The sequence below is a fragment of the Heyndrickxia camelliae genome, from assembly GCF_002844575.1.
Classification (GTDB): domain Bacteria; phylum Bacillota; class Bacilli; order Bacillales; family Bacillaceae_C; genus Margalitia; species Margalitia camelliae.
On record NZ_PIQO01000012.1, the window covers coordinates 27,330 to 50,941 of the forward strand.

Below are 23,612 nucleotides of genomic sequence, written 5' to 3' on the forward strand. Positions count from 1 at the left end.
TCATTCTCTTATTTATAGCATGCCATAAATATTTAAAAAATTCTTACATTTCCCCTTGAAATTTTGATAAATTCAAATAAAGGTTCCAGCTCTTCAAGAACCAGAACCCTTTACAGCTTAATTTTTTTTGCTTTTAATATTTTAGCTAAAAACCATTTTTTTCGGATACTTCCTTTATCCAATAAGCGCTTTTTTTCAACGTACGTTTTTTTGTATTTACATCAACGGAGATGAAACCATAGCGGTTTTTATAGGCATTCATCCATGACCAGTTATCCATAAGTGTCCATAAGTGATATCCTCTTGCATTACAGCCTTCCTCAATTGCTTTATGCAACCATATTAAATGTTCACGGATAAAATCAATTCGATAATCATCTTGGATTTGCCCATTATTAACAAATCGCTCTTCATCCTGAACACCCATTCCATTCTCTGAGATAAATGATTCTATATTATTGTAATTTTCTTTCAAGTTAATCATAATATCATAAATGCCTTTTTCATAAATTTCCCAACCGCGATATGGATTCATCTTTCGACCCGGCATCTCATATAAATCGAAGAACCACTCAGGCATGAATGGACCCTCCATATTTGGCAGATGATCCTTTGCCTTAACCCGCCGAGGTTGATAATAATTGACACCTAAAATATCAACTTTCCCAGCCATTAGGAGCTCTTTATCACCATTTTGAGTAATTGGCAATTGATGATGATCCCTTAATATCTGTATTAACTCTTCAGGATATTCACCTAATACGGCTGGGTCAAGGAAGCTACGATTAAAGAATAAATCTGCAATTCTTGAAGCCTTCAAATCTGCAGGATGCTGGCTTCTTGGATAAGATGGGGTTAGGTTTAAAACTATTCCTATCTTTCCATCTCTTATATTACATTCACGAAAGGTTACAACCGCTTTAGCATGCGCAATCATAGTATTGTATGCAACCTGTGTAGCACGCTTCCCATCCACTACATTCGGATAATGAAAATCATAAAGATATCCACCTTCGACAGGTACAATTGGCTCATTAAAAGTAAACCATTTTTTTACACGGTCCCCAAATAATTCAAAAGCAATTTTTGCATAATGTTGGTAGGCATCGACAACTTCTCTGTTTTCCCATCCACCTTCATTTTGCATTTCAAGCGGCATGTCAAAATGAAAAAGAGTTAAGAATGGCTCGATACCGTTTGCAATAAGTTCATCAATTACATGATTATAGAAGTCAACTGCCTCTTGATTGACCTTGCCTCTTCCACCGGGTATTAATCGCGACCAAGATATCGACATACGAAAAGTGTTATGTCCGATTTCCTTCATTAATTGAATATCTTCCTTATAACGATGATAGAAATCGGATGTTGTTTCTGGTCCAATTTGTTCAAAGAAGCGATCCGGTTCTTGCTTATACCAATGATCCCAGATATTCTCTCCTTTACCACCCTCATGTGCGGCACCTTCTATCTGCGTTGCCGAGGTTGCACTGCCCCACCAAAACCCTTCGGGAAAAACATATTTTTTAGACATAATGTACCTCCGATGCATGAATCTAGGAAACTAGCATTTTTGATTAACTACTTCCTATATTTTTTACGGTTGATTTATTTATTTCGATAGATTTCAATAATTTCAATCGCTAAATCTCTCACTGTCATTGCAGTCATTAAATGGTCCTGCGAATGAACAAGGATCACATTGACTGAAGTACCTTCGCCGCATGCCTCTTCTTGCAGCAGCTTTGTTTGATAGCCATGTGCCTTTCCGAGCTCTTCACTTGCAGCTTTAATAAGCCGATCAGCTTCTTCAAAATTTGCCTCTTTTGCTGCTTGAATTGCCTCCATTGCATTGGATTTACCGTTGCCAGCATATAAAATTATTTGGAATGCAATCTCTGTTATCGTATCCATGTGTTAGTCTCCTCTAATGTGTTTGACCTGACAGAAATCTAAACGGGGAATTGTTGCAAACAAAAGTGTTAGCTTGCTTTAGAATTAGATTCATATTTTTCCTTTTCATAATAATTTTTGTCTAATATTTTCAAGAACGGCCACCAAATCACTGCCACAATTACAAAGTTTATAGCCTGTAAAACTCCGCCTTGCCAAGCATTTCCCGTAGCCAAAAATCCATTCAATACAACAGGTGTAGTCCAGGGTACAATTACACCAGCAGGACGTGGAACAAGTCCGGTTGACATCGCAATATAAGTAACTATCGCAACAACTACTGGAGCTAACAGCCAAGGGATAAGGACTAATGGATTCATAATGATTGGCAAGCCAAAGATAATAGGTTCATTTACATTAAAAATACCTGCTGGTCCTCCAAGTTTTCCAAGTTCCTTAATCTGTCTGCTTTTCCCGATTAAAAAGATTAAAAAGACAACAGCTAATGTCATGCCAGATCCGCCCATACCTACGAGGAATGAATCAATAAATTGCTTTGTGATGACGTGAGGAAGCTCTGTGCCTGCTTGAAAAGCCTTTAAGTTGTCATCATTTAATGCATACCAGATAGGATCAAAGACAGAATTGACAATAATTTGACCGTGCAATCCAAAAAACCAGAAAATCTGAATTAACAGTACTGCTATAATTGTGGCAGGTAAACCGCTTCCTAAATGTGTTAATGGCTGTTGAATAATCGTATAAATGAAGTTCTGAACCGTGTCGTAAGGTGTGTAACTGAAAAGAATACGCACAACTAAAAAGATTGTTAATGTCAAGGTAATAGGAATCAATGCACTAAAGGATCTCGATACAGCATCAGGCACACCAGGTGGCATTTTAATTGTCCAATTCTTTTGTACAAAAAGCCGGTATAGTTCAGATGAGATAAACGCTGTAAAAATCCCTAAGAACATTCCTTGTGCACCGAGACTTGCAGTTGGAATAACACCGGATACTTTTTCCACTACTTGCGGCGTCAGAATAAGAAAGGACGCTAATGCAACCACACCACCATATATTGCATCAACCTTATAATATTGTGTTAATTTATAACCTATCCCAACAATAACAAACAGTCCCATAATGCTTAAAGTCGCCGCAGAAGCTGGTCCTAAAGCATCTTGATATTTTGCATAAGCACTTTCACTTATAACCTTATCAAGGAATGGAAAATTTGCAATAACGACAAAAATGGAGCCAAATATGATTAATGGCAGCGCCACCATAAATCCATCACGCAAAGCAGATAAGTAACGGTTATTATTTAGTTTATCTGCAATCGGCAATAAGACATTCTCCAATACTCCCATAAACTTATTCATTTGTTTCCCCTCCTTTAATTGCCAATGAGTTGAAGAGCCTTATTCAATACAGCTTTTCCATCAACACGTCCATATGCAACAGGATCAATAACATCCAATGGAATACCCGCCTCTTCTGCAACTTTGGCAAACTTCCCTTTTAAAAACCTCATTTGTGGTCCAATTAATAAGACATCCGCTTTTTTTATATCCTCAAAAGCTTTATCCTGCGCTACAGCCCAAATTTCCGCTTCTACTCCTTCATCAGCTGCAGCTTCTTTCATTTTGGATACTAATAAACTTGTTGACATACCTGATGAACACGCTAACAGAATTCTTTTCATTATCAATTCCTCCTAGGTAATTTGTTATAATCTTTGAAAGCTAGGATTACTTATAGTCCTATAGTAGTATAAGAGCGTTTACAATAACACATATTGTTTTTCCGTTAGGTAGCGGAAATCCGTACCTTTGTGAATAAACAAGAAAAGGGCTCTCACGAATGGTGAGAACCCTCCCTTACTGTTTCCTATACTTGATATAATCTAAATACCTAACTATAAAGGGTAACAGAATCAATTTTTGATGGAATAAATAGCTGTGCCATATTCATTACGACTGCTGTTCTTCTTGATTATAATAATCAACTCCATACATAGCACCCTCACTTAACATTTGATGATCTTCAAAATCATAAGGATCAGAATGTCCCACCTTTGTTAATGGGGATCTTTTGTGTTTTAGTTTTGTCAACCAGGAGTCTGTTTTTACTTTTGCATTCTGAAGCATGACACGTGTTTTTTCACGATTGTTCTTGGAGGACAAATATGAAATCCCTGCTATACCAATTCCTGCTATAACTGCTTTGTTGATATTGCTTATCTTTGCCATAATTATCTTCCTCCTTGTCCATTTTCTTTTATATACCCCGTTTTTCCACGAATCATGCAGAAAATGCAAAAAAAGTTGCATTAAACTTACTTACTTTTAGTAAGCATTAAAAAGGTGTATAATAGGAAATAAGGTATAATCAAAGATTATCCTTTTTAGGAGGTGTAAATCGATGGAGGAATTTAGCCTATGTCCTAAATTTGAAAAAGCCTTTCAATTATTGGGCAAACGATGGGTCGGAGTGATTATTCGCGTGCTTATGGAAAGGCCAAAAAGATTTAATGAAATAGCGGAACAAATTCCACATATAAGTCAAAAGATGCTTTCGGACCGCCTTAAGGAATTAGAAGCGGAAGATATTGTGGTTCGGGAAGTTTACCCCGAAACCCCGGTTCGGATAGAATATCGTTTAACTGATAAAGGGCATGCAATTATGCCTGTCTTAGATGAAGTACAACATTGGGCAGATAAATGGATATGTGTTGAAAAATAAGGGCTGTCCCAAAAGCCATATAATCGTCAAAAACCGTCAGGAAAAGTATAATTTCTCGTCGGTTTTTTCTTTTCTTACAAAAGGTAATCCTTCCACTGTTTCTAAACAATTAGTGTTATCAAAGAGGAGTGATAATCTAATAATTTGATAATTTTTCTGGCATTTCGGTGGATAGTGCTTCATAATTTGCTCTTATCTATTCTAATATGAATCCATAGATGCGATAGGCTTTATAATGAATAAATAAGAGCCTTTTCTCTCCTAAGAAAAACATCTTATTTTGAAATATATCCAAAGAGCTAATCCCAAATTTGATACGAGGTCATCGTAATAACCTTTGTTATGTTTCACCTTATTTTTCCAACTTTTTTAATATATATCAATACCTAATAGTTTGTTCATCCAATCAATCTACCTGAATAAGTAATGTATACATATCCCCCTGTCCATTTATTTTAATATTACAACTATAGAATCATTCCGATAGTCCTAACATATATTAAATCGTGCTTAAAATATATAGAAAAAGTAGGGGGTTTTTTATTGTGGGGGTAATACTAAAAAGAAAGAGTTCTTTGGCCGTAATGGCAGCTATTTTTGCTTTTACTGCAGCAATTCTGCTAGTGCCTTTTTCAAAGGCATCTGCATCCATTAATTACGGTGACGAAGTTGCTGCTACAGCACAAATTTATAATGGGGCAAAGTTTAAAATGGGAGGAACAACACCTAAAGGCTTTGATGCAAGTGGCTTTACCAAGTATGTATACAAAGATGCTGCTACAAAGATGACAATTCCTCGCACCAGTGCTGATCAGTATAAAATAGGCAAATCTGTGAAGCTTAAAGACTTACAACAAGGAGATCTAGTCTTCTACGCAACAGGAGAAAAGAAAGGAAAGGTTTCCTTCGTTGCTATTTATATTGGAAACGGCAAATTTATTGGGTCAACATCTAAAGGTGTAAAAATAGTGAAAATGTCCGATAAATATTGGAAAGACCGCTATGTTGGCGCAAAACATATCATAAAATAAAAGAGGGTATCAGGCATCAGATTAGAATGAATATAATCTGGTGCCTGATACCATTTCATTTTAGTAAGCTTTTGCCCAGTATACTAAGTGCTTGGCTTCTCCTCCGCAGCATACGCATTTGTCAGAGAGATGTTCTTGCTCAAATGGTATACAGCGAGAAGTTGCTGCTGTTTCTTCCTTAATAAAGTTTTCGCATGCTTCGCTTCCACACCACATTGCTTTGATAAATCCAGGATTTTCCTCTAGATTCTTTTTAAATTCATCCATATTGTAAGCAACTGTTGTTTTTTCCTCACGATGTTTTTTGGCTTTTTCAAATAGATTGTTTTGAATCTCTTCTAATAAAGCTGGAATTTTTGTTTCTAATTCTTCCATCGGTACAATTATTTTTTCACTTGTATCACGTCTAGCTAATACGACCTGACCCTTTTCAATATCCTTAGGCCCTACTTCCAAGCGGACAGGAATGCCCTTCATTTCATACTCATTGAACTTCCATCCAGGCATTTTATCGCTAGCATCTATATCGACACGTGCAACTTTGTTCAAACGATTCTTTAATTCATAAGCTTTATCCAAGACGCCTTCTTTGTGCTGTGCGATTGGAACAATCATCACTTGTTTTGGTGCAATTCTTGGTGGCACAACTAGACCGCGGTTATCCCCATGAACCATGATTAGTGCCCCGATTAAACGTGTGGTAATACCCCAAGAAGTTTGATTAACGGTTTGAAGCTTCCCGTCCTTATCTGTGAACTGGATGCCAAATGCTTCTGCAAATCCTGTTCCTAAATGGTGAGAAGTTCCAGATTGGAGCGCTTTTCCATCATGCATTAAGCTTTCAATGGTTAGGGTAAATTTCGCACCTGCAAATTTTTCCTTTTCTGTTTTTTGACCTTTCAATACTGGTACAGCAAGATAGTTCTCGACTACCTCCGCATACACTTCTAACATTTTACGAGTTTCCTCAGCTGCTTCCTCTTCAGTCGCATGGCATGTATGGCCTTCCTGCCATAAAAATTCTAATGAACGTAAGAATGGTCTTGTTGTTTTCTCCCAACGTACAACATTGGCCCATTGATTATATAACTTTGGTAGATCACGATAAGAATGAATAATATTGGCGTAATGTTCGCCAAACAGAACCTCAGATGTTGGACGAACAACAAGAGGCTCTGCCAATTCTTCTGATCCGCCATGTGTAACCAACGCAACCTCTGGAGCGAATCCTTCAATATGATCCTTTTCTTTCTGAAGTAAGCTCTGAGGAATTAATAATGGCATATACACGTTCTCATGCCCTGTTTCTTTTATTCTACGATCCAAGATGCTTTGGATATTTTCCCAAATAGCATATCCGTATGGGCGTATAATCATAGACCCTCTTACAGAGGAGTAATCTACTAAATCTGCTTTTTTAACGACATCGGTATACCATTGGGCGAAATCGTCTTCCATTGCCGTGATTTCTTCAACAAATTTTTTATCCTTTGCCACGGTATTTCATCCTTTCTCAGTTTTAATTAAACGCAAAAAAGCCTCGATTCCCAAAAGGGACCGAGGCCTGGTGGTACCACCCTTATTTACAGCTGCATGCTGTACACTTTGTCTTGATAACGGAATATTCCGCTTGTATCTTAGTATAAATCGATACAGAACTCCAAGGCAGGTTCAAATGCGGTCTTTGGAAATCTTTCACCAATTGATTTCCTCTCTACAAAAGACGTAAAACATTTTACTAGTCCTTTTCAACGTTTCATTATAATTTTTTATTACTATATTCATTTTTTTATCAAATGTCAAGTTGTTGATAAATACTCTTTAAGTATAGCTTCATTTATACACTGTTCACAAGCCTTCTCTATTATTTTTTTCCAAGAATATTTTCTAATGCATTCTCTAATACCAAGTATTGAAAAGTATAGCCATGCTTCATTGCAATTTCTGGGATAACATACTGCCCTTTTAATAACATGTCACTCATTTCGCCCAATCCGAGTTTCATCAAAAAGCTAGGAACAGGCATCCAATGTGGACGTCTTAAGACCTTACTAATTGTTTGACCAAATTCCTTCATTTGTACCGGATTAGGTGCTGTAACATTCATTGGACCATTGATATCGGTATGTGTAATTGCATAAACAATCATCTGCACTGCATCATCAACATGAACCCAAGAAATCCACTGTTTTCCACTACCTATCGTACCACCAATACCTAGTTTGTAGGGTAGGACCATTAATGGCAATGCTCCCCCATTCCCTAAAATCACGCCAAATCTAGTAAAAACTGTTCTAATATTTAGTTGCTGGATGTCTTTAGCTTCATTCTCCCACTTCTTCACAACACTTGCCAAAAAGTCATTTGCTGCACTAGCGCTTTCCTCTGTGTAAGTTTCTTCTTCCGACATTCCATAATACCCAACAGCAGAGGCTTGAATAAGAACTTGTGGTTTCTTTCCCAGATTAGAGATTATTCGATAAATTTCCTTTGTAGTATTTAACCTGCTGGATAGAATTCTCTCCTTCTTCGATTTCGTCCATCGGGAACCACCTATGGATTCACCCGCCAAGTGGATGATTGCATCAACATCTTTCAACTCGGCTTCCGGATCATTTCCTTCGTTCATCCATTCGACTAATTTAACTCCTTGTAGTTCTTGTTTTCCGTCTATGTTCCTTGTTAAGATGGTTACTTGATGACCATTATTAAGGAGGTACATTTGCAGTCTTTTTCCCAAAAACCCGCTTCCACCCGAAATAACGATATGCATGTTACACCTCCTATCATTATGGAATTCTGCTAAACATAATAAAAGCAGACAATCATCCCGATGTCTACTTTTATTGTTAAAAATATTATATTGAAACCCCACCTGATGCAGCGGTATTTTTCACTTTACCTTGTTTCGCACTATTTCTTCGGTTTGTATCTAATCGTTTTTCCAGCCATCTAGCAACTAATGATAGTGCATAATTTACGACAAAATACATGAGGATTGCCAAAATAATAATCGGAATAACATAGTTTATATTACCATTGTAGATTCCCTTCGCATTATGTAGAAGCTCTGGCAAAGCGATAATGATAGCTAGGGATGTATCCTTTAGAAGTGAAATAAATTGACTTACTAATGGAGGGATCATTCGCTTAAGCGCTTGCGGCAAAATAATGATCCTCATGGTTTGTATATATGTCAGTCCCGAAGAGCGGGCGGCCTCAATTTGGCCTTTTTCTATAGAATTCAGACCGCTACGGACAATTTCACTGATCATGGCTGATTCAAAAATAGTTAATGCAACAATAGCGGCTGACTTAATTTCAAATTTTATTCCGATTTCAGGCAAAGCAAAGTAAACGAAAAAGATAATTAATAAGAGAGGAAGATTTCTGATAACCTCCACTACCAATATAACAATATGTGATACAACAGGAATTTTCGAATACCGCAATATCCCCAACAAACTACCTATTACAAAGCTCAATATAATAGAAATAAAGGCAACCTCTAAGGTAACAGCGAACCCTCTTAACATATACATTAGATTTCCAGCTTGATAAGCACCTGCAAAATCCATTTTTCCATTCCTCCCTAATACGCTCTAGCCATTCTTTTCTCTAAATAATTGACAAGGAGGCTTAACGGGATTGTAATAACTAGGTAAAACATTGCTACAAAAATATACGTATCAAATGTTACATATGTTTTTTCATGGATGGCATCAGCGAAATACATAAGATCCATTCCAGCAATCATTGCCATGATGGAGGAGTTTTTCACTAAATTTAAAAATTGATTGCCGATTGGCGGAATAACAATTTTAATAGCCTGTGGTAAAATAATTATCCTCATTGCCTGTGTATATGTTAGTCCTGATGAACGAGCTGCCTCCATCTGCCCTTTATCCACAGATTGGATTCCAGCCCGGACAGCTTCTGCTATGAAGGCTGATGTGTAAATGGTCAATGCTATTGTTCCTGCAACAAATCCACTCATATTTATATAGATACTTAGACCAAAATAAAAGAAAAACGCAATAATCATCAATGGGATGTTTCGGATAAATTCTACATAGCACGCCCCAATGAAATTTAAAATTTTTAGCGGGACAATTCGGAGCACCGCGATAATAACCCCTAGTATAAAGCTGCAAACAAGTCCTACTAGACTAATCTTTAATGTATTTAAAAATCCTTCCATATACATATCAAAGTAATTCGTTAGTATGGAGAAATCGAGCATTTTCCCCCTCCTTTATGAAAAGGATGGGCGTTTGTTTGCCCATCCATTGGTATAAGAATATAATTCTATTCTTTTATCCATTTGTTTTTAATTTGATCGTATTCTCCACTGTCTTTTAATTCTTTTAGGAATTTATTAATATACTCTTGGAATTTCTTTTGTCCTTTTCTAACTGCGATTCCATATGGTTCATCTGTAAAGGTACCCCCAACTAGTTCATAATTGCTATCTTGGGCAGCCATTCCATAAAGAATGGAATTATCCGTTGTTAGCGCGTCCCCTTTTCCAGATTTCAATGCTGTAAAGGCTTCTGCATAGTTTTCAAATTCTAGCACTTCGGCATCAGGTGCTGCTTTTTTTACATTATCAACGGAAGTAGATCCTTTAACTGCTAATACCTTAGTACCCTTTTTCAAATCATCCACTGATTTAATGGGGCTTCCCTTTTTTACAAGTAATGATTGTCCTGCATCAAAATACACATCGGAAAAGTCAACTTCTTTTTTGCGTTCCTCATTAATCGTCATTGTGGCTATAATAGCATCGATATCCCCGTTATTTAATTTAGGAATACGTGTTTTCGATGTAATTTCCACTAGTTCGACTTTATTTTCATCGCCAAGAATTTTCTTTGCCAATGCTTTAGCGATATCAATGTCAAAACCTGTTACTTCACCCGTTTTTGGATCTTTATAGCCAAACAAATTTGTATCGTACTTCACACCTACAACAAACTTTCCACGATCTTTTATTTGTTGGAGTGTATCTTTACTTGTATCCCCGTTTGTTTTCTTCCCGCATCCTGCAAACAAAGCAGCTACCAATGTAAAAATCAACCCAAGAAACAATACCTTTTTTAAACCTTTCAAAGACTCTTCCCCCTTAATTTTTCTTTATATATAACTAATAAGTGGTTATATGACTTACCTTTATGCTACTTTTACTCTTGCTATTACATTTAAATCCCACAACCACCACTAGCTATAACCCCGTTTTTAATGATTTAATACCCTTTTCAGAAATATTTGTGCTCTTTCTGTTTTTGGGTTAGAAAAAAATTCACTTGGATTATCCTCTTCCAATATTTGTCCCTGATCCATAAACACAACACGGTTGGCAACTTCCTTAGCAAAGCCCATTTCATGTGTGACGACCACCATCGTCATCCCTTCTTTAGCGAGTGACTTCATTACTTCTAATACTTCCCCAATCATTTCAGGGTCAAGTGCCGAAGTAGGCTCGTCAAAAAGCATTACATTGGGTTTCATCGCAAGCCCTCTTGCAATGGCCACCCTTTGCTGTTGTCCGCCTGATAATTGTGATGGATAGGATTTTGCTTTTTCCGGAATGCCGACCTTTTCTAAGTAGAACATGGCCGTTTCTTCCGCTTGCTTTGGATCCACCCCTAATGCTTTAATGGGTGCCAGGGTAATGTTTTGGAGAACCGTTTTATGTGGATATAAATTGAAGTGCTGAAAGACCATTCCTATATTCTTGCGTAAATCATTGATGTTGGTTTTCTTATCATTGACCTTGAATCCATTCACTGTTAGTTCTCCATCTGTAATCGTTTCTAAACGATTGATACAGCGCAGCATCGTACTTTTCCCGGATCCGGATGGACCGATAACTACTACTACCTCCCCATCCTTTACGTCAAGATTAATATTTTTTAAGACATGAAAATGACCATAATGTTTATTAACATTTCGAAAAGATATCAATACAACCCCCCCCTGATGTAAAAAATAAAAAGAATAGGACTAAAGTCTACTCTTTGCTATGAAGATAATATTTTAATGTTATAAATCTTCATAATTATTTATATTTCGACTTTCCTCAAAAAATTCCTTCAATTAATATTAACAATCTATAAAATAGGCCTAAAGAACTAAGACAGATGTATAAAAAAAGCACGTTAACCCTGTATGGCCAACGTGCATTCTTAACGTTATCTTTTTTTAGTGACTATTTTACCTGTGGTTAATTCTTTTTCTTCGCGGTCATTATTTGTTACATCTAAAACATCTAAAAGGAACATGAAGATTGGGATACCAACAATTAGTCCCCATACACCGAAAAAGTGCTCGGAGAAAATCAACACCATAAAGGTATAAAAAATCGGTAAATTTGTTTTAGATGACATCAATTTAGGATTTAAAATATATGTCTCAATTGCGTGGATGATAAGAATCGTAATGATGACATATACAACCTGCATAATTCCTCCAATACTGTAGGCAATTAAGCTTAACGGCACAAATCCGATGATGACCCCTGCAACAGGGATAAGGCCTAGGAAAAAAATCAAAATTGCTAACCCGAACAGTTGAGGGAAATGCATAATAGACAAAGCAATGGTTGTTAACACCGTATTGACAATCGCAATGATAAATTGTGCCTCAATTACTTTTCCAAAAGAACGAATAAATTTTTCTGCAAAAAATTCGATCTCATTGTAAAAAGGCGCTATCTTACTGTGCTTAAACTTCTTGGTAAAGTTAATTAAACGCTGCTTTTCTAATAGGAAAAACAAACTTAGCAATATAGACATTAATACTTGCACAAATACTTTTCCAAGACCTGTAAAGTAAGTAAACACAAATGTGAAGCCATGCTCTAAATAGGAAGAAATTTTTGAGCTATTGATTATGTTTACAATATAATTTAAGACTTTATTGTTATGCGGCTGAGTATAAAACGCAGTTAATTGTTTAACAAGCTGTGAAATTTCTGAAATTACGACTGGTAAATATTTCACAATACCTAAAGACAATAGCCCAACAATTAAACAATACATAACGATAACCGTTACTTTTCGGTTAAGGTGAATTTTCTCTGTGACAAAATTCACTAATCGATCCATTAAAAAGGTAAAAATAAATGTTAGCAAAATGAGATTGATCATACTTCTTAAAAAGTATAGAATCACTGCAATAAGAGCAAAAATAATCAATCTCTTAACGCTCTTTTTTTGTAAAAGCATTAGCAGTACATCCATCAGTTTTTCGTGTCCCCTTATTATATAAACTTTTCATTCTAAGTATATTTTCTTCATCACATCTTGATTATCTTTTTTATAACCTTATTTTCCTTCATCATAACACGAAACCGCTGTTTATAATAACTTTTTTCCCTATAATTTCTTAATTTTTAGCAAGAGATATTTTGTTATGCCTTTTTGGGGATTATTTATCTTTTTATATTTTCAAAGTCAAACAAAAGACCATAGGAATACTATGGCCTTTTTATACATTGCTTTATTTATTTTCTTCTTTTTTTACTTCCTCATCTTCTGCAATGATTCCATTAACACCTTTTTTAAATTCTCTAAGCGTTTCACCTGCAGCCTTACCGAGCTGAGGCAACTTGGATGGGCCAAAAATCAATAATGCAACAACAAGGATAATTAACACTTCACCAAAACCTAAATTACCCATTCATGTCACTCCTCTACATTAGCAGTCCACTTTCTTTTGGAAACATTAAATTAGTCATTTAACCATATCATAGTCCTATTTGAAGGTTAATTCAACCAAGAATAATAATAATATTTTTACAATTAAATCTCCCAGTATGTTGTCTAAATTTGTCAAAAAAAATAGTGGAAATCACATCTTTACAAGTGAAATTGATGGGAGTATATTTTTAATATAAATTTTAACATTGTACAATCGCTTAATCCTAATGGAGCGGGGGACCCAAAATTGTGAATGTTTTTCACTAGGGGTGAATCCTTTTAAGGTAGGGCTTTCTCTCATGCCCGAATCCGACAGCTAACCTCGTAAGCGCAAGAGAGGAATGAAAGCATGTGATCGTAAAATACTGACCACAGAAGGCTGCATCCCTTCTGTGGTTTTTTGTGTTGTTTTTTAGTAAATATCCTTTTAGTCACTAGGAAAATAAATCATTATACTTTTTTGCTATTTTACAAACAATACTTAAATGAACACTTCATTAAGGAGAATCATCCATGTATAGTTCAATCAAACGCTTATTAATCGGAAGACCATTGAAATCTCATGAATTAGGTGAGCAGAAATTATCTAAATTAAAAGCACTTGCTATTCTCTCATCGGATGCGCTATCATCGGTTGCTTATGGTACAGAACAAATCTTAATTGTATTGGCTTCTGTCAGCACTTTGGCGTTCTGGTATAACATTCCAATTGCTGCAGGGGTCTTATTTCTGTTATTAGCATTGACCCTTTCCTACAGACAAATTATTTTTTCCTATCCACAAGGTGGCGGTGCCTACCTTGTTTCCAAGGAGAATCTCGGGGTCAATCCTGGTTTAATTGCAGGGGGATCCTTACTTGTTGATTACATTTTAACCGTTGCTGTAAGTATTTCATCAGGAACAGATGCCATCACATCGGCCTTTCCTGCATTACACCCTTACAGTGTTGAAATTGCTATCTTTCTTGTTATCTTGATCACCATTTTAAATTTACGAGGATTAACAGAATCGGCATCTGTGTTAGCATATCCTGTCTATTTATTCGTATTTGCCATTATTCTTTTGATAATTGTAGGTGCCTATAAGGTTGCAACAGGACAAATTTCACCTAATCTACATCCGCATATCGGGACGCCTGTTGCCGGAATTTCACTATTCCTGCTACTTCGGGCGTTTTCATCCGGTTGTTCCGCATTAACAGGGGTGGAAGCAATCTCAAATGCTATCCCTAATTTTAAAGATCCTGCTCCTAAAAATGCGGCAACAACATTAGCCATGATGGGCGGGATACTTGCAGTCCTATTTAGCGGCATAACATTTTTATCCTATTGGTATGGTATTGGCCCAAAAGCAGATGAAACCGTCGTTTCCCAAATTGCTTCCCATACATTCGGAAGAAATTATGTATATTACTTTATCCAAGCTGTAACAGCCATTATCCTTGTCCTGGCAGCAAACACAGGTTTTTCTGCCTTTCCGCAGCTAGCTTTTAATCTTGCAAGGGATAAATACATGCCGAGGATGTTTACCATGCGGGGAGATCGCTTAGGATATTCAAATGGAATTATCTTTTTAAGTGTTGCGTCCATTCTCCTTATCATTGGTTTCAAAGCAAGAACAGAGCATTTAATTCCACTTTATGCGGTGGGTGTATTTATTCCATTTACTTTATCTCAAACGGGGATGATTATTAAATGGGTAAAACAACGACCTAGTGGATGGGTTTTAAAATTAATCATCAACTTAGTTGGTGCACTTATTTCATTCCTTGTTTTCGCGATTATTTTTGTAACAAAATTCCACCAAGTGTGGTTTGTAGTTATCTTTTTACCAGCATTGGTATACCTATTTCATAAGATTAATAAACATTACCGAGCAGTTGGAGAACAATTACGTTGTTCTCATCAAGTAGCAGAAAAAATTAATGGTAATGTGTTTATTGTTCCAGTCTCTGGGATTACAACAGTGGTAGAACGTTCGATAAATTATGCAAAATCATTAACGAATGAGGTTATTGCCGTCTATGTAGCATTTGATCGGGAAGATGAAAAACGGATGGAACAAAAATGGGCCGAATTGAATAATGGAGTACGATTAGTAACGCTTCATTCTTCATATAGAAGCATTATATATCCACTATGTAAATTTCTCGAGACGGTTCAAACAAAGGTTGCTGAAGGTGGGTATATGGTAACAGTTCTTGTACCACAGTTTATACCGAAGAAACGCTGGCATACTATTTTGCATAATCAGTCAGCTTTATTGATAAGAGCAAGACTTCTATGGAGTAAAGATATCGTTGTTGCTACCCTGCCTTACCATTTTAAAAAGTAATTCCAAAATAGCGTACTAAGCTGCGCTATTTTCTTTTATTACCCAATTAAAATAACTGCTTTCATGACCGTTTCATATTATTCGTATTTCCAATTACTGCAATTTACTTTTTTATTCATGAAATCTATTGATTTTTGTCGAATAAACGTTATAATTAAACACTGTATTAACTGAATATAAAAATCCTCATCAAACCGGTGAGGTAGAGGTCGCGACTATTATTAGTAAAACGGACGAGATGCAAAGAACATTTTGGACTCCGTTTGAAAGGAATAGTTGCCGAAGTCAGATGTTTTTCTTTGATTCATTTGGCTGGGGCTGTCTCCAAATAGGAACAGAACTGTCACGGTTGTTCTTACCAGACAAACGTGTTGAGCTATCTTTCGGAAGGTATGATGCGGGTATTATAGATAAGCCGTCGATTACTTTCGACGGCTTTTTTGATTCCCCACCCCTTCTAAGAAAAGTGTTAGCGACTTGCCCATCAGCATTCAAAGTTTGATGCTTCGACTACAGAAGTCTAATGCCGATAGGTGCTGGAACGAGACATAAACAGCAAAGGTGCCCACGCACCAACAGCGACTAAAAGGGAGTGTGACAACTTTGGAAATACATTCATTATCAAAAACGAAAAAGGATAGCGAACCGCAAACATTAAAGCGAAGCCTTAAATCACGTCATTTATCAATGATTTCTCTTGGAGGAACAATTGGTACTGGTCTTTTCCTTGCCAGTGGAGGAGCGATTCATTCAGCAGGACCAGGAGGAGTTATTGTTGCGTACCTATTAATTGGTATTATGGTTTATTTTCTTATGACCAGTCTTGCAGAAATGGCGGCTTATATGCCAGTTGCCGGTACTTTTAGTACGTATGCCACTAAATTTGTAGATCCTTCTCTGGGATTTGCTCTTGGCTGGAATTACTGGTATAACTGGGCAATTACTATTGCAGCTGAATTATCCGCCGCAACCATTATTATGAAATTCTGGTTTCCACATACTCCATCGCTTATTTGGAGTGCAATTTGCTTAATCATCATGTTTTTGCTTAACTATCTTTCAGTCAAAGGCTTTGGTGAGGCAGAATTTTGGTTTTCTATTATAAAAGTTATTACGGTTATTGTTTTTATTATTACTGGGTTCTTAATGATCTTTGGAATTATGGGGAATAACCCGGTTGGTTTTAAAAACTTTACGATCGGAGATGCTCCTTTCCATGGCGGATTCATGGCCATGCTCGGAATTTTCATGGCAGCTGGTTTTTCTTTTCAAGGTACAGAGCTTCTTGGAATCGCAGCAGGAGAAAGTGATAATCCGGAAAAAAGCATTCCAAAAGCAGTAAAGCAAGTATTTTGGAGAATCCTATTGTTTTACGTTTTAGCCATTCTTGTCATCGGATTATTAATTCCATACACAGATAAAAACTTAGCAAATGATGCTGTTACCATGAGTCCATTTACAATAATCTTTAATAAAGCTGGGATTGCTTTTGCTGCCTCAGTGATGAATGCAATTATTTTGACCGCAGTACTATCAGCAGGTAACTCAGGCATGTACGCCTCTACGCGAATGCTTTGGGATTTAGCTCGTCAAGGAAAGGCACCTAAATTCTTAGCAAAGTTAAACAAAAATGGCGTACCAGTAAATGCTTTAATCGTGACATCCTTAATTGGAACATTAGCATTCCTGGCCTCCCTATTTGGAGATGGAGTGGTGTATACTTGGCTATTAAATGCATCCGGTATGTCGGGCTTTATCGCGTGGCTAGGAATTGCTATCAGCCACTACCGATTCCGTAAAGCATATATAGCGCAAGGAAAGGATTTACGGGACCTTCCATATCGCTCTAAATTATTTCCATTTGGACCTATTTTTGCCTTTGTTCTTTGTGCCATTGTAATTCTTGGACAAAACTACTCAGCCTTTTTGGGCGGTAAAATTGATTGGAATGGAATTCTCGTTTCTTATATTGGATTGCCATTATTCATTATTATTTGGCTGGGATATAAGATTGTGAAGAAATCGAAAGTTATTCCTCTTCAAGAATGTGATTTCAACTATAAAGATTAACCTGTATAAGGCCGTCAAATGGACGGTCTTTTTTTAATTTAAAATAGAAAACATCACTTCTTTACGAATAGAACTCCTTTAATAATCAAATTCTAATAATACCTTTTACTTAGAGGAGGATCATAAATGGCACATACCAAACTGACAAGTGCTGAAATCGGCGGACTCTGGTCCACCTATATGAATAGCAGTATGGAGTGGTGCCTTATTACGTATTTTCTACACCATATAAAGGATTCTGAGATAAAAGCTATTTTGGAACAAGCTTTAGGATACTCAAATAAAAGATTAAATTCTTTAAAAGAGCTCTTTTCAAGTGAAAATATTCCGATTCCAGAAGGTTTTACTGAAAAAGATTTAAACTTGAAGGCACCACCATTATTCTATGATCCATTTGCCTTAACCTTTGTGTATTCACTTAGTAAGATGGATTTAATTTTGTACTCCTTCATCACAACAAATATTTGCCGCTTAGATTTACAAGAATTTTTCACTATAACTGTAAAGGAAAATACAGAACTTTATAAGTCCTCCACTACTTTGCTGTTATCAAAAGGATTATACGATCGTCCGCCAAAGATTCCGTATCCTAGCGAGGTAGAGTATGTAAAAAAGGAATCGTATATAAATGGATTTATTGGAAAAAAACGTCCTTTAAATGTTGTAGAGATAACGGAAATCTTCTCAAATATTGAACGAAATTATTTCGCTATTTTATTATGTACGGGACTTCTTCAAGTCATCAAAGATCCGGAAATCAAAGAATACTTGAAGAATGGAAAGGAAATTTCGGAGAAGCAAATCAATCTTTTTAATGATATGTTAAAAAAGGAGGATCTTTTAGGAATTGTTCCAGTAAACATGGAGGTTACTGATTCCACCGATTCTCCCTTTTCGAATAAGCTCGTCATGGCACTTTTTTCCGCTTTAAATGCCATTGATGTTACCTTAATTGGACATGCGCTTTCTTTATCCTTTAGAACCGATTTATCTGCTCATTACAGTAAATTAATCGGCGAAATACTGTTATATAATAAAAAAGGCTTTGACATTTTAGTTGACCGCAAATGGTTGGAAAAACCTCCTAGCGCTCCTGATCGAGGAAAATTGCAAAATTCTAAGTAAAATAGAGCGGAGATACGTCTCCTGCTCTATTTAATCTTCTTATATATTTCCTGTAGACATCTTTTCCATTTTCACTTGTGGAGAAGTTAATAACTCAATCCATTTCTTAATCGCTGTTATCATAATGACTATACCAAGAACAAGCATGATAATGGATAATATACCGTTTAGAAGGCTATAACCTGCATCTGCATGATTTAAATAAACATTTTTCACCATCCAGTATCCTGCATAATTCACTGTTACATATAAGTAAGCCAACGGAATTAAACAAGTAAGCATATACCTTTTTTTATCAGCAATTTTCAAGATAACTGTTGCTCCAACAATTAATCCTATGGAAGCCATTAATTGGTTTGAAACTCCAAATAATGCCCAAACGGACCCGATATCTCCTGAGAAAAGAAGGTAACCCCATAATAAACACGCTACTGCACTCGCAAAGATTGAACCTGGCATCCAGTCTGTTTTCTTCAAAGGTTTATAAATTTCGCCAAAAAAGTCTTGAATTAAATAACGCGCAACACGGGTTCCCGAATCAATTGCTGTTAAAATAAATACTGCCTCAAACATAATGACAAATTGGAAGAAGTACGGGGCAAGATGAGAGAACCAATGAATTTTAGTAAAAATATAGGTCATCCCAACCGCTAGTGTTACTGCTCCACCTGTTCTTCCTTCTAATCCAAGGCCGATTTCATTTGCAAGATGCGGAAGCTGTGAAACATGCATTCCTAATGTTTTAAAAACCTCCGGTGTCGAGTTAATAGCAAAATAATCTGCTGGTTGTAATGCTGTTGCTGCAATTAATGCCATAATTCCAACCACACACTCCACTAGCATTGCACCAAAGCCAACCACTTTAATATCTGTCCAACGATCAAGCATTTTTGGTGTTGTACCAGATCCAACGAAAGCGTGGAAACCGGAAATTGCACCACAAGCTATGGTGATAGAGATAAATGGCCAGACCGGACCAGCCATTACCGGGCCGCCTCCATGGACGAAGTCTGTTAACGCCGGCATTTTAATGGATGGGTTAATAATAAATACACCAATGATTAAAGCAATAAAGACGCCAATCTTCATAAAGCTGCTTAAATAATCTCGAGGTGCAAGCAATAACCATACAGGTAATGCTGCTGCAAAGAACGCATAAATAGGTAAAATAATAGCTAATGTTTTCGTATTTAATGTTAATAGATTTCCTAATGCAGTACCTTCAATATATGGTCCTACAAACACACAAACCATAATTAAGATAAATCCTACAGTTGTTGTTAATTTTAAATTTCCAGTTTTCTTATAAAAGACTCCAACCCCAATTGCAATCGGAATTGTCATTCCTACGGAGAAAGTACCCCACGGATTATGTTGCAATGCATTTAACACCACCATGGATAAACCGGCCATTGTAATTGTAATAATAAATAGCATTGCTAAACCTGTACAAAATCCAGCAACAGGTCCCATTTCTTCTTTCGCTACTTCCGATAATGACTTTCCTTTTCGGCGCATTGAAGCAAATAATACTACTGCATCATGTACGGCTCCTCCAATAACCGCACCAATCAGTAACCATAGTAAACTAGGAAGATAGCCAAATTGTGCAGCTAATATTGGGCCAACTAATGGACCTGCTGCAGCAATTGCCGCAAAATGATGACCAAAAGTTACCCATTTATTCGTTGGAACATAATCTTTTCCATCATTAAATTCATGTGCTGGTGTTGGTGTTGCATCGCTTAATTTTAACACCTTAGCAGCCATGAACGTTCCATATAAACGATAAGCAATCATAAGTATACAAATCGATCCAATTACAATTGTAATCGCATTCATTTTATGACACCCCTTTTACCACTCTTTTATATAACTTATCTACATTTTATAGGATGAAAACGCTAACAATATCTTTTCACTGCGAAACGCAGAAATTTAGAGGTGAAATACAATATGCGTGTTATGAAATGCACGAAATTTTGAAAAAACTCCATAAAAAAAGTTCGAGAAGATCCTCCACCCGAACTTTTAAAACCCTATTGTTTGTTTCAGCTCTTTTATATACGTTCTACTGACAGGGACAGATTCCCCATCTTTCATCACTAAGTTATAGGTAGAATTGAACCATGGTTCAATTTCTACAATTGCATCCAGATTAACAAGATATCCACGATGAACGCGAATAATAGGTGTACCTTGCAGCTTCTTCTCAAATGTCACCAATGACTCACTTGCTTGATATTTTTGTTTTTCTGTTGCTATAACTGTTTTTCCCTCGATGGTACCTATATAAAGAATTTCATGGATATGAATAATAATAATTCTTTCATCTACTGTAATGGCAAGCTTGTCCGATGGTACTTTCTTTTCACTAGCTACAGTCTCCATTGGATTACTTTTTTGTGGAAGAAAGCTAGTTAATTTCTCGACCGTTTGTTGGATTCTTTGTTCCTCAAATGGTTTTAAAATATAATCAATTGCATTTAATTGAAATGCTTTTAATGCATATTCGTCATATGCTGTTGCAAATACAACAGCAGGCTGCTTTCCTTTTTCCAACAGCTTTTCTACTAGATCGAGACCCGTTTCATTTGCCAACATAATATCTACAAATAAAACATCAATTGGTGTATCATCCATTCTCCCCAGCGCCTCTTCTATACAATCTGCTTCCCCAACAATCTCGACTTGCTTCGTTCTTTTTAAAAGATACTTTAATTCATCCCGCGCTAAGGGTTCGTCATCCACTATAAAGGCTTTTAGCATACTCCTCACCCCACTTCTGTTCATTTACAGGCAGACTAATAGTGATAGTTGTACCTGAGAATGGTTTACTATCTATTTTAAAGTCAGCTTGCTGTCCATAAATCTCATCTATTCGTTTTTTTATATTCCAAAGTGCAGTTCCTGTTCCCTCACTGGATTGTACCGTTTGTGTTCCTAGTTTTTTCCTTTGATCTTCCGTCATCCCTATCCCATTATCCATAGTCGTAATGTTAATCTTATCATTTTCTTGACAGGCATGAATGGAAATAACTCCTTTTTTCATTTTCTTAAATGCATGGTGTACTGCATTTTCCACTAGGGGCTGCAAAGTAAATGGAGGAATCAACACATTTTTAACCGACTCCTCAATATCCATAGAAACCTCGTATTTATCTGGAAAACGTGCTTGTTCTAGCGACAAATAAGCATGCACATGTTCCAATTCCTTTTCTAACGGAATAAGCATCTGTCTTGCACCTTGCAAATTACTTCTAAAAAATTTACTTAGCTGCAATAATAATTTTCGCGCTTGATCTGCATCTGTTCTAATTAAACATGAAATCGTATTAATCGCATTAAATAAAAAATGAGGATGAACCTGTGCTTGCAAGGCTTTGATTTCCGCGTCCTTTAATAATTTCCGTTGTCGTTCCGCCTCAGCAAATTCTAATTGTGATGAAAAAAGCCTTCCTAATCCTTCTACTAATTCTTCATCTACCATACTTAACCCATTTGTACTTTTAAAATATAGTTTTAAAGTACCTATCGCATGATTATGTGCCTTTAAAGGAAGAACGATTGCGGAACTTAGTGGGCAATCCTCCCGATAACATTGGATTTCGTCCTTGGTGGTTGCTTTCTGAATGTTTCCTTGCTCCAGCACCTTCTTCGTAAGCTTTGTAGCCATACTTTTGAGTGGGATATGATGATCTGAAGCCAGTCCCACATGCGATAATACTTGATGACGATTCGTGATGGAAACAGCATCTGCCCCGGTATGTTTTAATATAATCTCTGCAACTTGTTCACAGGATTCCTTATTTAATCCTTGTCTAAAAAACGGCAAGGTTAATTGGGCAATATATAATGCACGATGCGTTTGAAGAGTTCTGGTACGGTCCTCTTCCAAAAGAATCGTTTGAATAATAAGCATGAAAATAAACGTTCCGAATCCATTAACTGTAATCATTGGAAAGGCAATAATTTTTACAAGCTCCAAAGCAGATTCAAATGGTCTTGCAATTAGCAAAATGATTGCCATTTGCACACATTCCATTAAAACACCAATGATAACTGCTCTCATATATGCATTTTTTTCACGTATATTAAAACGTTTACCTAAAAGTCCTGTGACAATCCCGGCTATAATAGTGGAGATCCCACACGCAATACCCGTGTATCCTCCAAATGAAAGGCGATGTAGGCCAGCAATAAGACCAGCACCTAAGCCAACAATAGGTCCTCCAAGTAATCCACCAATGGCAACCCCCATAATCCGTGTATTTGCTATAGCACTACTTCCTGATAATCCACCTATATGCCACTCCTCTAAAATCGAGCGATGGTGAATCTCAATTCCAGTATAATTGCTTATAATACCAAATACACCGAACACCGTAATTAAAATGACTTTTTCTCTCATTACATGTTCATGATCAATTATTCGGCGAAACGATTTTAGTCGTGATAATAAAAACGCAACAATAATTAAAATTCCAGCACGCTCTAACATAACAGGAAGTAATTGTGCCAAAGAATCTCCCACCCTTCATTAATTCCTATTATACAAAAATAGGCGGATACATTTAGTTTATTTAGTATGGAAAAATGCGGGATTTACGAAAAAGTACTTTGACTTTATTCCTTTCTAAAACACTTATTTTAATATTGTAGAAACGGAAACAATAATTTAATATAATATTGTCACTGCACCAACGGG

21 protein-coding genes, 2 riboswitches and 1 other annotated feature are annotated in these 23,612 nt (G+C 36.5%); of the genes, 5 read left to right on the top strand and 16 right to left on the bottom strand.

The genetic code is table 11. The features are described 5' to 3' along the window. Nucleotides 1-145: 145 nt before the first annotated feature. The 5 genes from CWO92_RS15085 to CWO92_RS15105 all read right to left on the bottom strand — a co-directional run bounded on the left by CWO92_RS15085 (nucleotide 146) and on the right by CWO92_RS15105 (nucleotide 4,148). Nucleotides 146-1,534 carry a glycoside hydrolase family 1 protein gene (locus tag CWO92_RS15085; RefSeq protein ID WP_101355044.1) on the bottom strand — a complete coding sequence of 463 codons (1,389 nt, stop codon included), beginning with the start codon at nucleotides 1,532-1,534 and terminating at the stop codon, nucleotides 146-148. 74 nt (nucleotides 1,535-1,608) lie between these two features. After that, nucleotides 1,609-1,914 carry a PTS sugar transporter subunit IIA gene (locus CWO92_RS15090; protein ID WP_101355045.1) on the bottom strand — a complete coding sequence of 102 codons (306 nt, stop codon included), beginning with the start codon at nucleotides 1,912-1,914 and terminating at the stop codon, nucleotides 1,609-1,611. A 68-nt stretch (nucleotides 1,915-1,982) separates the two neighbouring features. Continuing rightward, nucleotides 1,983-3,278: a PTS cellobiose transporter subunit IIC gene (gene celB / locus CWO92_RS15095; protein WP_101355046.1), complete on the bottom strand. Its 1,296-nt coding sequence runs from the start codon at nucleotides 3,276-3,278 to the stop codon at nucleotides 1,983-1,985. A 14-nt stretch (nucleotides 3,279-3,292) separates the two neighbouring features. Continuing rightward, a complete protein-coding gene (locus CWO92_RS15100) occupies nucleotides 3,293-3,601 on the bottom strand; it encodes a PTS sugar transporter subunit IIB (RefSeq protein ID WP_101355047.1) in 309 nt (102 codons plus the stop codon). A gap of 268 nt (nucleotides 3,602-3,869) precedes the next feature. Further along, on the bottom strand, nucleotides 3,870-4,148 hold the full coding sequence (locus CWO92_RS15105) for a YbyB family protein (protein ID WP_101355048.1): 279 nt from the start codon (nucleotides 4,146-4,148) through the stop codon (nucleotides 3,870-3,872). Between the two features lie 172 nt (nucleotides 4,149-4,320). Here CWO92_RS15105 and CWO92_RS15110 point away from each other — a divergent pair, with 172 nt between their 5' ends. Both CWO92_RS15110 and CWO92_RS15115 read left to right on the top strand, forming a co-directional pair. After that, on the top strand, nucleotides 4,321-4,641 hold the full coding sequence (locus CWO92_RS15110) for a winged helix-turn-helix transcriptional regulator (RefSeq protein WP_101355049.1): 321 nt from the start codon (nucleotides 4,321-4,323) through the stop codon (nucleotides 4,639-4,641). A 545-nt stretch (nucleotides 4,642-5,186) separates the two neighbouring features. Next, on the top strand, nucleotides 5,187-5,672 hold the full coding sequence (locus tag CWO92_RS15115) for a C40 family peptidase (RefSeq protein WP_235851616.1): 486 nt from the start codon (nucleotides 5,187-5,189) through the stop codon (nucleotides 5,670-5,672). Between the two features lie 60 nt (nucleotides 5,673-5,732). Here CWO92_RS15115 and proS read toward each other — a convergent pair whose 3' ends face one another. From proS to CWO92_RS15155, 8 genes are all read right to left on the bottom strand, one after another. After that, nucleotides 5,733-7,130: a proline--tRNA ligase gene (gene proS / locus CWO92_RS15120; protein WP_213084050.1), complete on the bottom strand. Its 1,398-nt coding sequence runs from the start codon at nucleotides 7,128-7,130 to the stop codon at nucleotides 5,733-5,735. Nucleotides 7,131-7,221: 91 nt separating this feature from the next. Beyond that, nucleotides 7,222-7,433 (bottom strand) — a binding site (T-box leader). Between the two features lie 103 nt (nucleotides 7,434-7,536). Then, the gene (locus CWO92_RS15125; RefSeq protein ID WP_101355051.1) at nucleotides 7,537-8,445 is read right to left on the bottom strand and encodes a TIGR01777 family oxidoreductase; all 909 of its coding nucleotides are present in this window, start codon (nucleotides 8,443-8,445) and stop codon (nucleotides 7,537-7,539) included. 85 nt (nucleotides 8,446-8,530) lie between these two features. Then, a complete protein-coding gene (locus tag CWO92_RS15130; RefSeq protein WP_101355052.1) occupies nucleotides 8,531-9,250 on the bottom strand; it encodes an amino acid ABC transporter permease in 720 nt (239 codons plus the stop codon). Nucleotides 9,251-9,264: 14 nt separating this feature from the next. Beyond that, complete coding sequence (locus CWO92_RS15135; protein ID WP_101355053.1) at nucleotides 9,265-9,915, bottom strand: amino acid ABC transporter permease; 651 nt, start codon at nucleotides 9,913-9,915, stop codon at nucleotides 9,265-9,267. A 65-nt stretch (nucleotides 9,916-9,980) separates the two neighbouring features. Further along, entirely contained in the window at nucleotides 9,981-10,784 is an 804-nt protein-coding gene (locus CWO92_RS15140; RefSeq protein WP_101355054.1) for a transporter substrate-binding domain-containing protein, read from the bottom strand. A 126-nt stretch (nucleotides 10,785-10,910) separates the two neighbouring features. Continuing rightward, nucleotides 10,911-11,639 carry an amino acid ABC transporter ATP-binding protein gene (locus tag CWO92_RS15145; RefSeq protein WP_101355055.1) on the bottom strand — a complete coding sequence of 243 codons (729 nt, stop codon included), beginning with the start codon at nucleotides 11,637-11,639 and terminating at the stop codon, nucleotides 10,911-10,913. Nucleotides 11,640-11,866: 227 nt separating this feature from the next. Beyond that, complete coding sequence (locus CWO92_RS15150; RefSeq protein ID WP_233269709.1) at nucleotides 11,867-12,901, bottom strand: AI-2E family transporter; 1,035 nt, start codon at nucleotides 12,899-12,901, stop codon at nucleotides 11,867-11,869. A 274-nt stretch (nucleotides 12,902-13,175) separates the two neighbouring features. After that, entirely contained in the window at nucleotides 13,176-13,355 is a 180-nt protein-coding gene (locus CWO92_RS15155) for a twin-arginine translocase TatA/TatE family subunit (RefSeq protein WP_101355057.1), read from the bottom strand. A 225-nt stretch (nucleotides 13,356-13,580) separates the two neighbouring features. After that, nucleotides 13,581-13,721, top strand: a riboswitch (cyclic di-AMP (ydaO/yuaA leader). A 167-nt stretch (nucleotides 13,722-13,888) separates the two neighbouring features. Here CWO92_RS15155 and CWO92_RS15160 point away from each other — a divergent pair. The 3 genes from CWO92_RS15160 (at nucleotide 13,889) to CWO92_RS15170 (ending at nucleotide 18,904) form a co-directional block, all read left to right on the top strand. After that, nucleotides 13,889-15,709 (top strand): APC family permease, encoded by a 1,821-nt coding sequence (locus CWO92_RS15160; RefSeq protein WP_101355058.1) that lies wholly within the window; start codon nucleotides 13,889-13,891, stop codon nucleotides 15,707-15,709. Between the two features lie 195 nt (nucleotides 15,710-15,904). After that, nucleotides 15,905-16,096: riboswitch (Lysine riboswitch) on the top strand. A 216-nt stretch (nucleotides 16,097-16,312) separates the two neighbouring features. Next, nucleotides 16,313-17,779, top strand: coding sequence for an amino acid permease (locus CWO92_RS15165; protein WP_235851617.1), 1,467 nt, complete (start codon nucleotides 16,313-16,315; stop codon nucleotides 17,777-17,779). 126 nt (nucleotides 17,780-17,905) lie between these two features. After that, complete coding sequence (locus CWO92_RS15170) at nucleotides 17,906-18,904, top strand: DUF3231 family protein (RefSeq protein ID WP_101355060.1); 999 nt, start codon at nucleotides 17,906-17,908, stop codon at nucleotides 18,902-18,904. A 39-nt stretch (nucleotides 18,905-18,943) separates the two neighbouring features. Here CWO92_RS15170 and cstA read toward each other — a convergent pair whose 3' ends face one another. The 3 genes from cstA to CWO92_RS15185 form a co-directional block, all read right to left on the bottom strand. Beyond that, on the bottom strand, nucleotides 18,944-20,746 hold the full coding sequence (cstA, locus tag CWO92_RS15175) for a carbon starvation protein CstA (protein WP_101355061.1): 1,803 nt from the start codon (nucleotides 20,744-20,746) through the stop codon (nucleotides 18,944-18,946). 189 nt (nucleotides 20,747-20,935) lie between these two features. Beyond that, complete coding sequence (locus CWO92_RS15180; RefSeq protein ID WP_101355062.1) at nucleotides 20,936-21,673, bottom strand: LytR/AlgR family response regulator transcription factor; 738 nt, start codon at nucleotides 21,671-21,673, stop codon at nucleotides 20,936-20,938. Then, nucleotides 21,648-23,426, bottom strand: a complete 1,779-nt coding sequence (locus CWO92_RS15185) for a sensor histidine kinase (RefSeq protein ID WP_101355063.1) — start codon at nucleotides 23,424-23,426, stop codon at nucleotides 21,648-21,650. The genes CWO92_RS15180 and CWO92_RS15185 overlap by 26 nt, the downstream gene beginning before the upstream one ends. Nucleotides 23,427-23,612 lie beyond the last annotated feature (186 nt).

Bases quoted from the DNA above. Each gene is read 5' to 3' on its own strand.
- CWO92_RS15170 (WP_101355060.1), top strand. From the start codon at position 17,906: ATGGCACATACCAAACTGACAAGTGCTGAAATCGGCGGACTCTGGTCC.
- CWO92_RS15135 (WP_101355053.1), bottom strand. From the start codon at position 9,915: ATGCTCGATTTCTCCATACTAACGAATTACTTTGATATGTATATGGAA.
- CWO92_RS15180 (WP_101355062.1), bottom strand. From the start codon at position 21,673: ATGCTAAAAGCCTTTATAGTGGATGACGAACCCTTAGCGCGGGATGAA.
- CWO92_RS15090 (WP_101355045.1), bottom strand. From the start codon at position 1,914: ATGGATACGATAACAGAGATTGCATTCCAAATAATTTTATATGCTGGC.
- CWO92_RS15155 (WP_101355057.1), bottom strand. From the start codon at position 13,355: ATGGGTAATTTAGGTTTTGGTGAAGTGTTAATTATCCTTGTTGTTGCA.
- CWO92_RS15100 (WP_101355047.1), bottom strand. From the start codon at position 3,601: ATGAAAAGAATTCTGTTAGCGTGTTCATCAGGTATGTCAACAAGTTTA.
- CWO92_RS15150 (WP_233269709.1), bottom strand. From the start codon at position 12,901: ATGCTTTTACAAAAAAAGAGCGTTAAGAGATTGATTATTTTTGCTCTT.
- CWO92_RS15085 (WP_101355044.1), bottom strand. From the start codon at position 1,534: ATGTCTAAAAAATATGTTTTTCCCGAAGGGTTTTGGTGGGGCAGTGCA.
- CWO92_RS15130 (WP_101355052.1), bottom strand. From the start codon at position 9,250: ATGGATTTTGCAGGTGCTTATCAAGCTGGAAATCTAATGTATATGTTA.
- proS (WP_213084050.1), bottom strand. From the start codon at position 7,130: ATGGAAGACGATTTCGCCCAATGGTATACCGATGTCGTTAAAAAAGCA.
- CWO92_RS15125 (WP_101355051.1), bottom strand. From the start codon at position 8,445: ATGCATATCGTTATTTCGGGTGGAAGCGGGTTTTTGGGAAAAAGACTG.
- CWO92_RS15160 (WP_101355058.1), top strand. From the start codon at position 13,889: ATGTATAGTTCAATCAAACGCTTATTAATCGGAAGACCATTGAAATCT.
- CWO92_RS15110 (WP_101355049.1), top strand. From the start codon at position 4,321: ATGGAGGAATTTAGCCTATGTCCTAAATTTGAAAAAGCCTTTCAATTA.
- CWO92_RS15105 (WP_101355048.1), bottom strand. From the start codon at position 4,148: ATGGCAAAGATAAGCAATATCAACAAAGCAGTTATAGCAGGAATTGGT.
- celB (WP_101355046.1), bottom strand. From the start codon at position 3,278: ATGAATAAGTTTATGGGAGTATTGGAGAATGTCTTATTGCCGATTGCA.
- cstA (WP_101355061.1), bottom strand. From the start codon at position 20,746: ATGAATGCGATTACAATTGTAATTGGATCGATTTGTATACTTATGATT.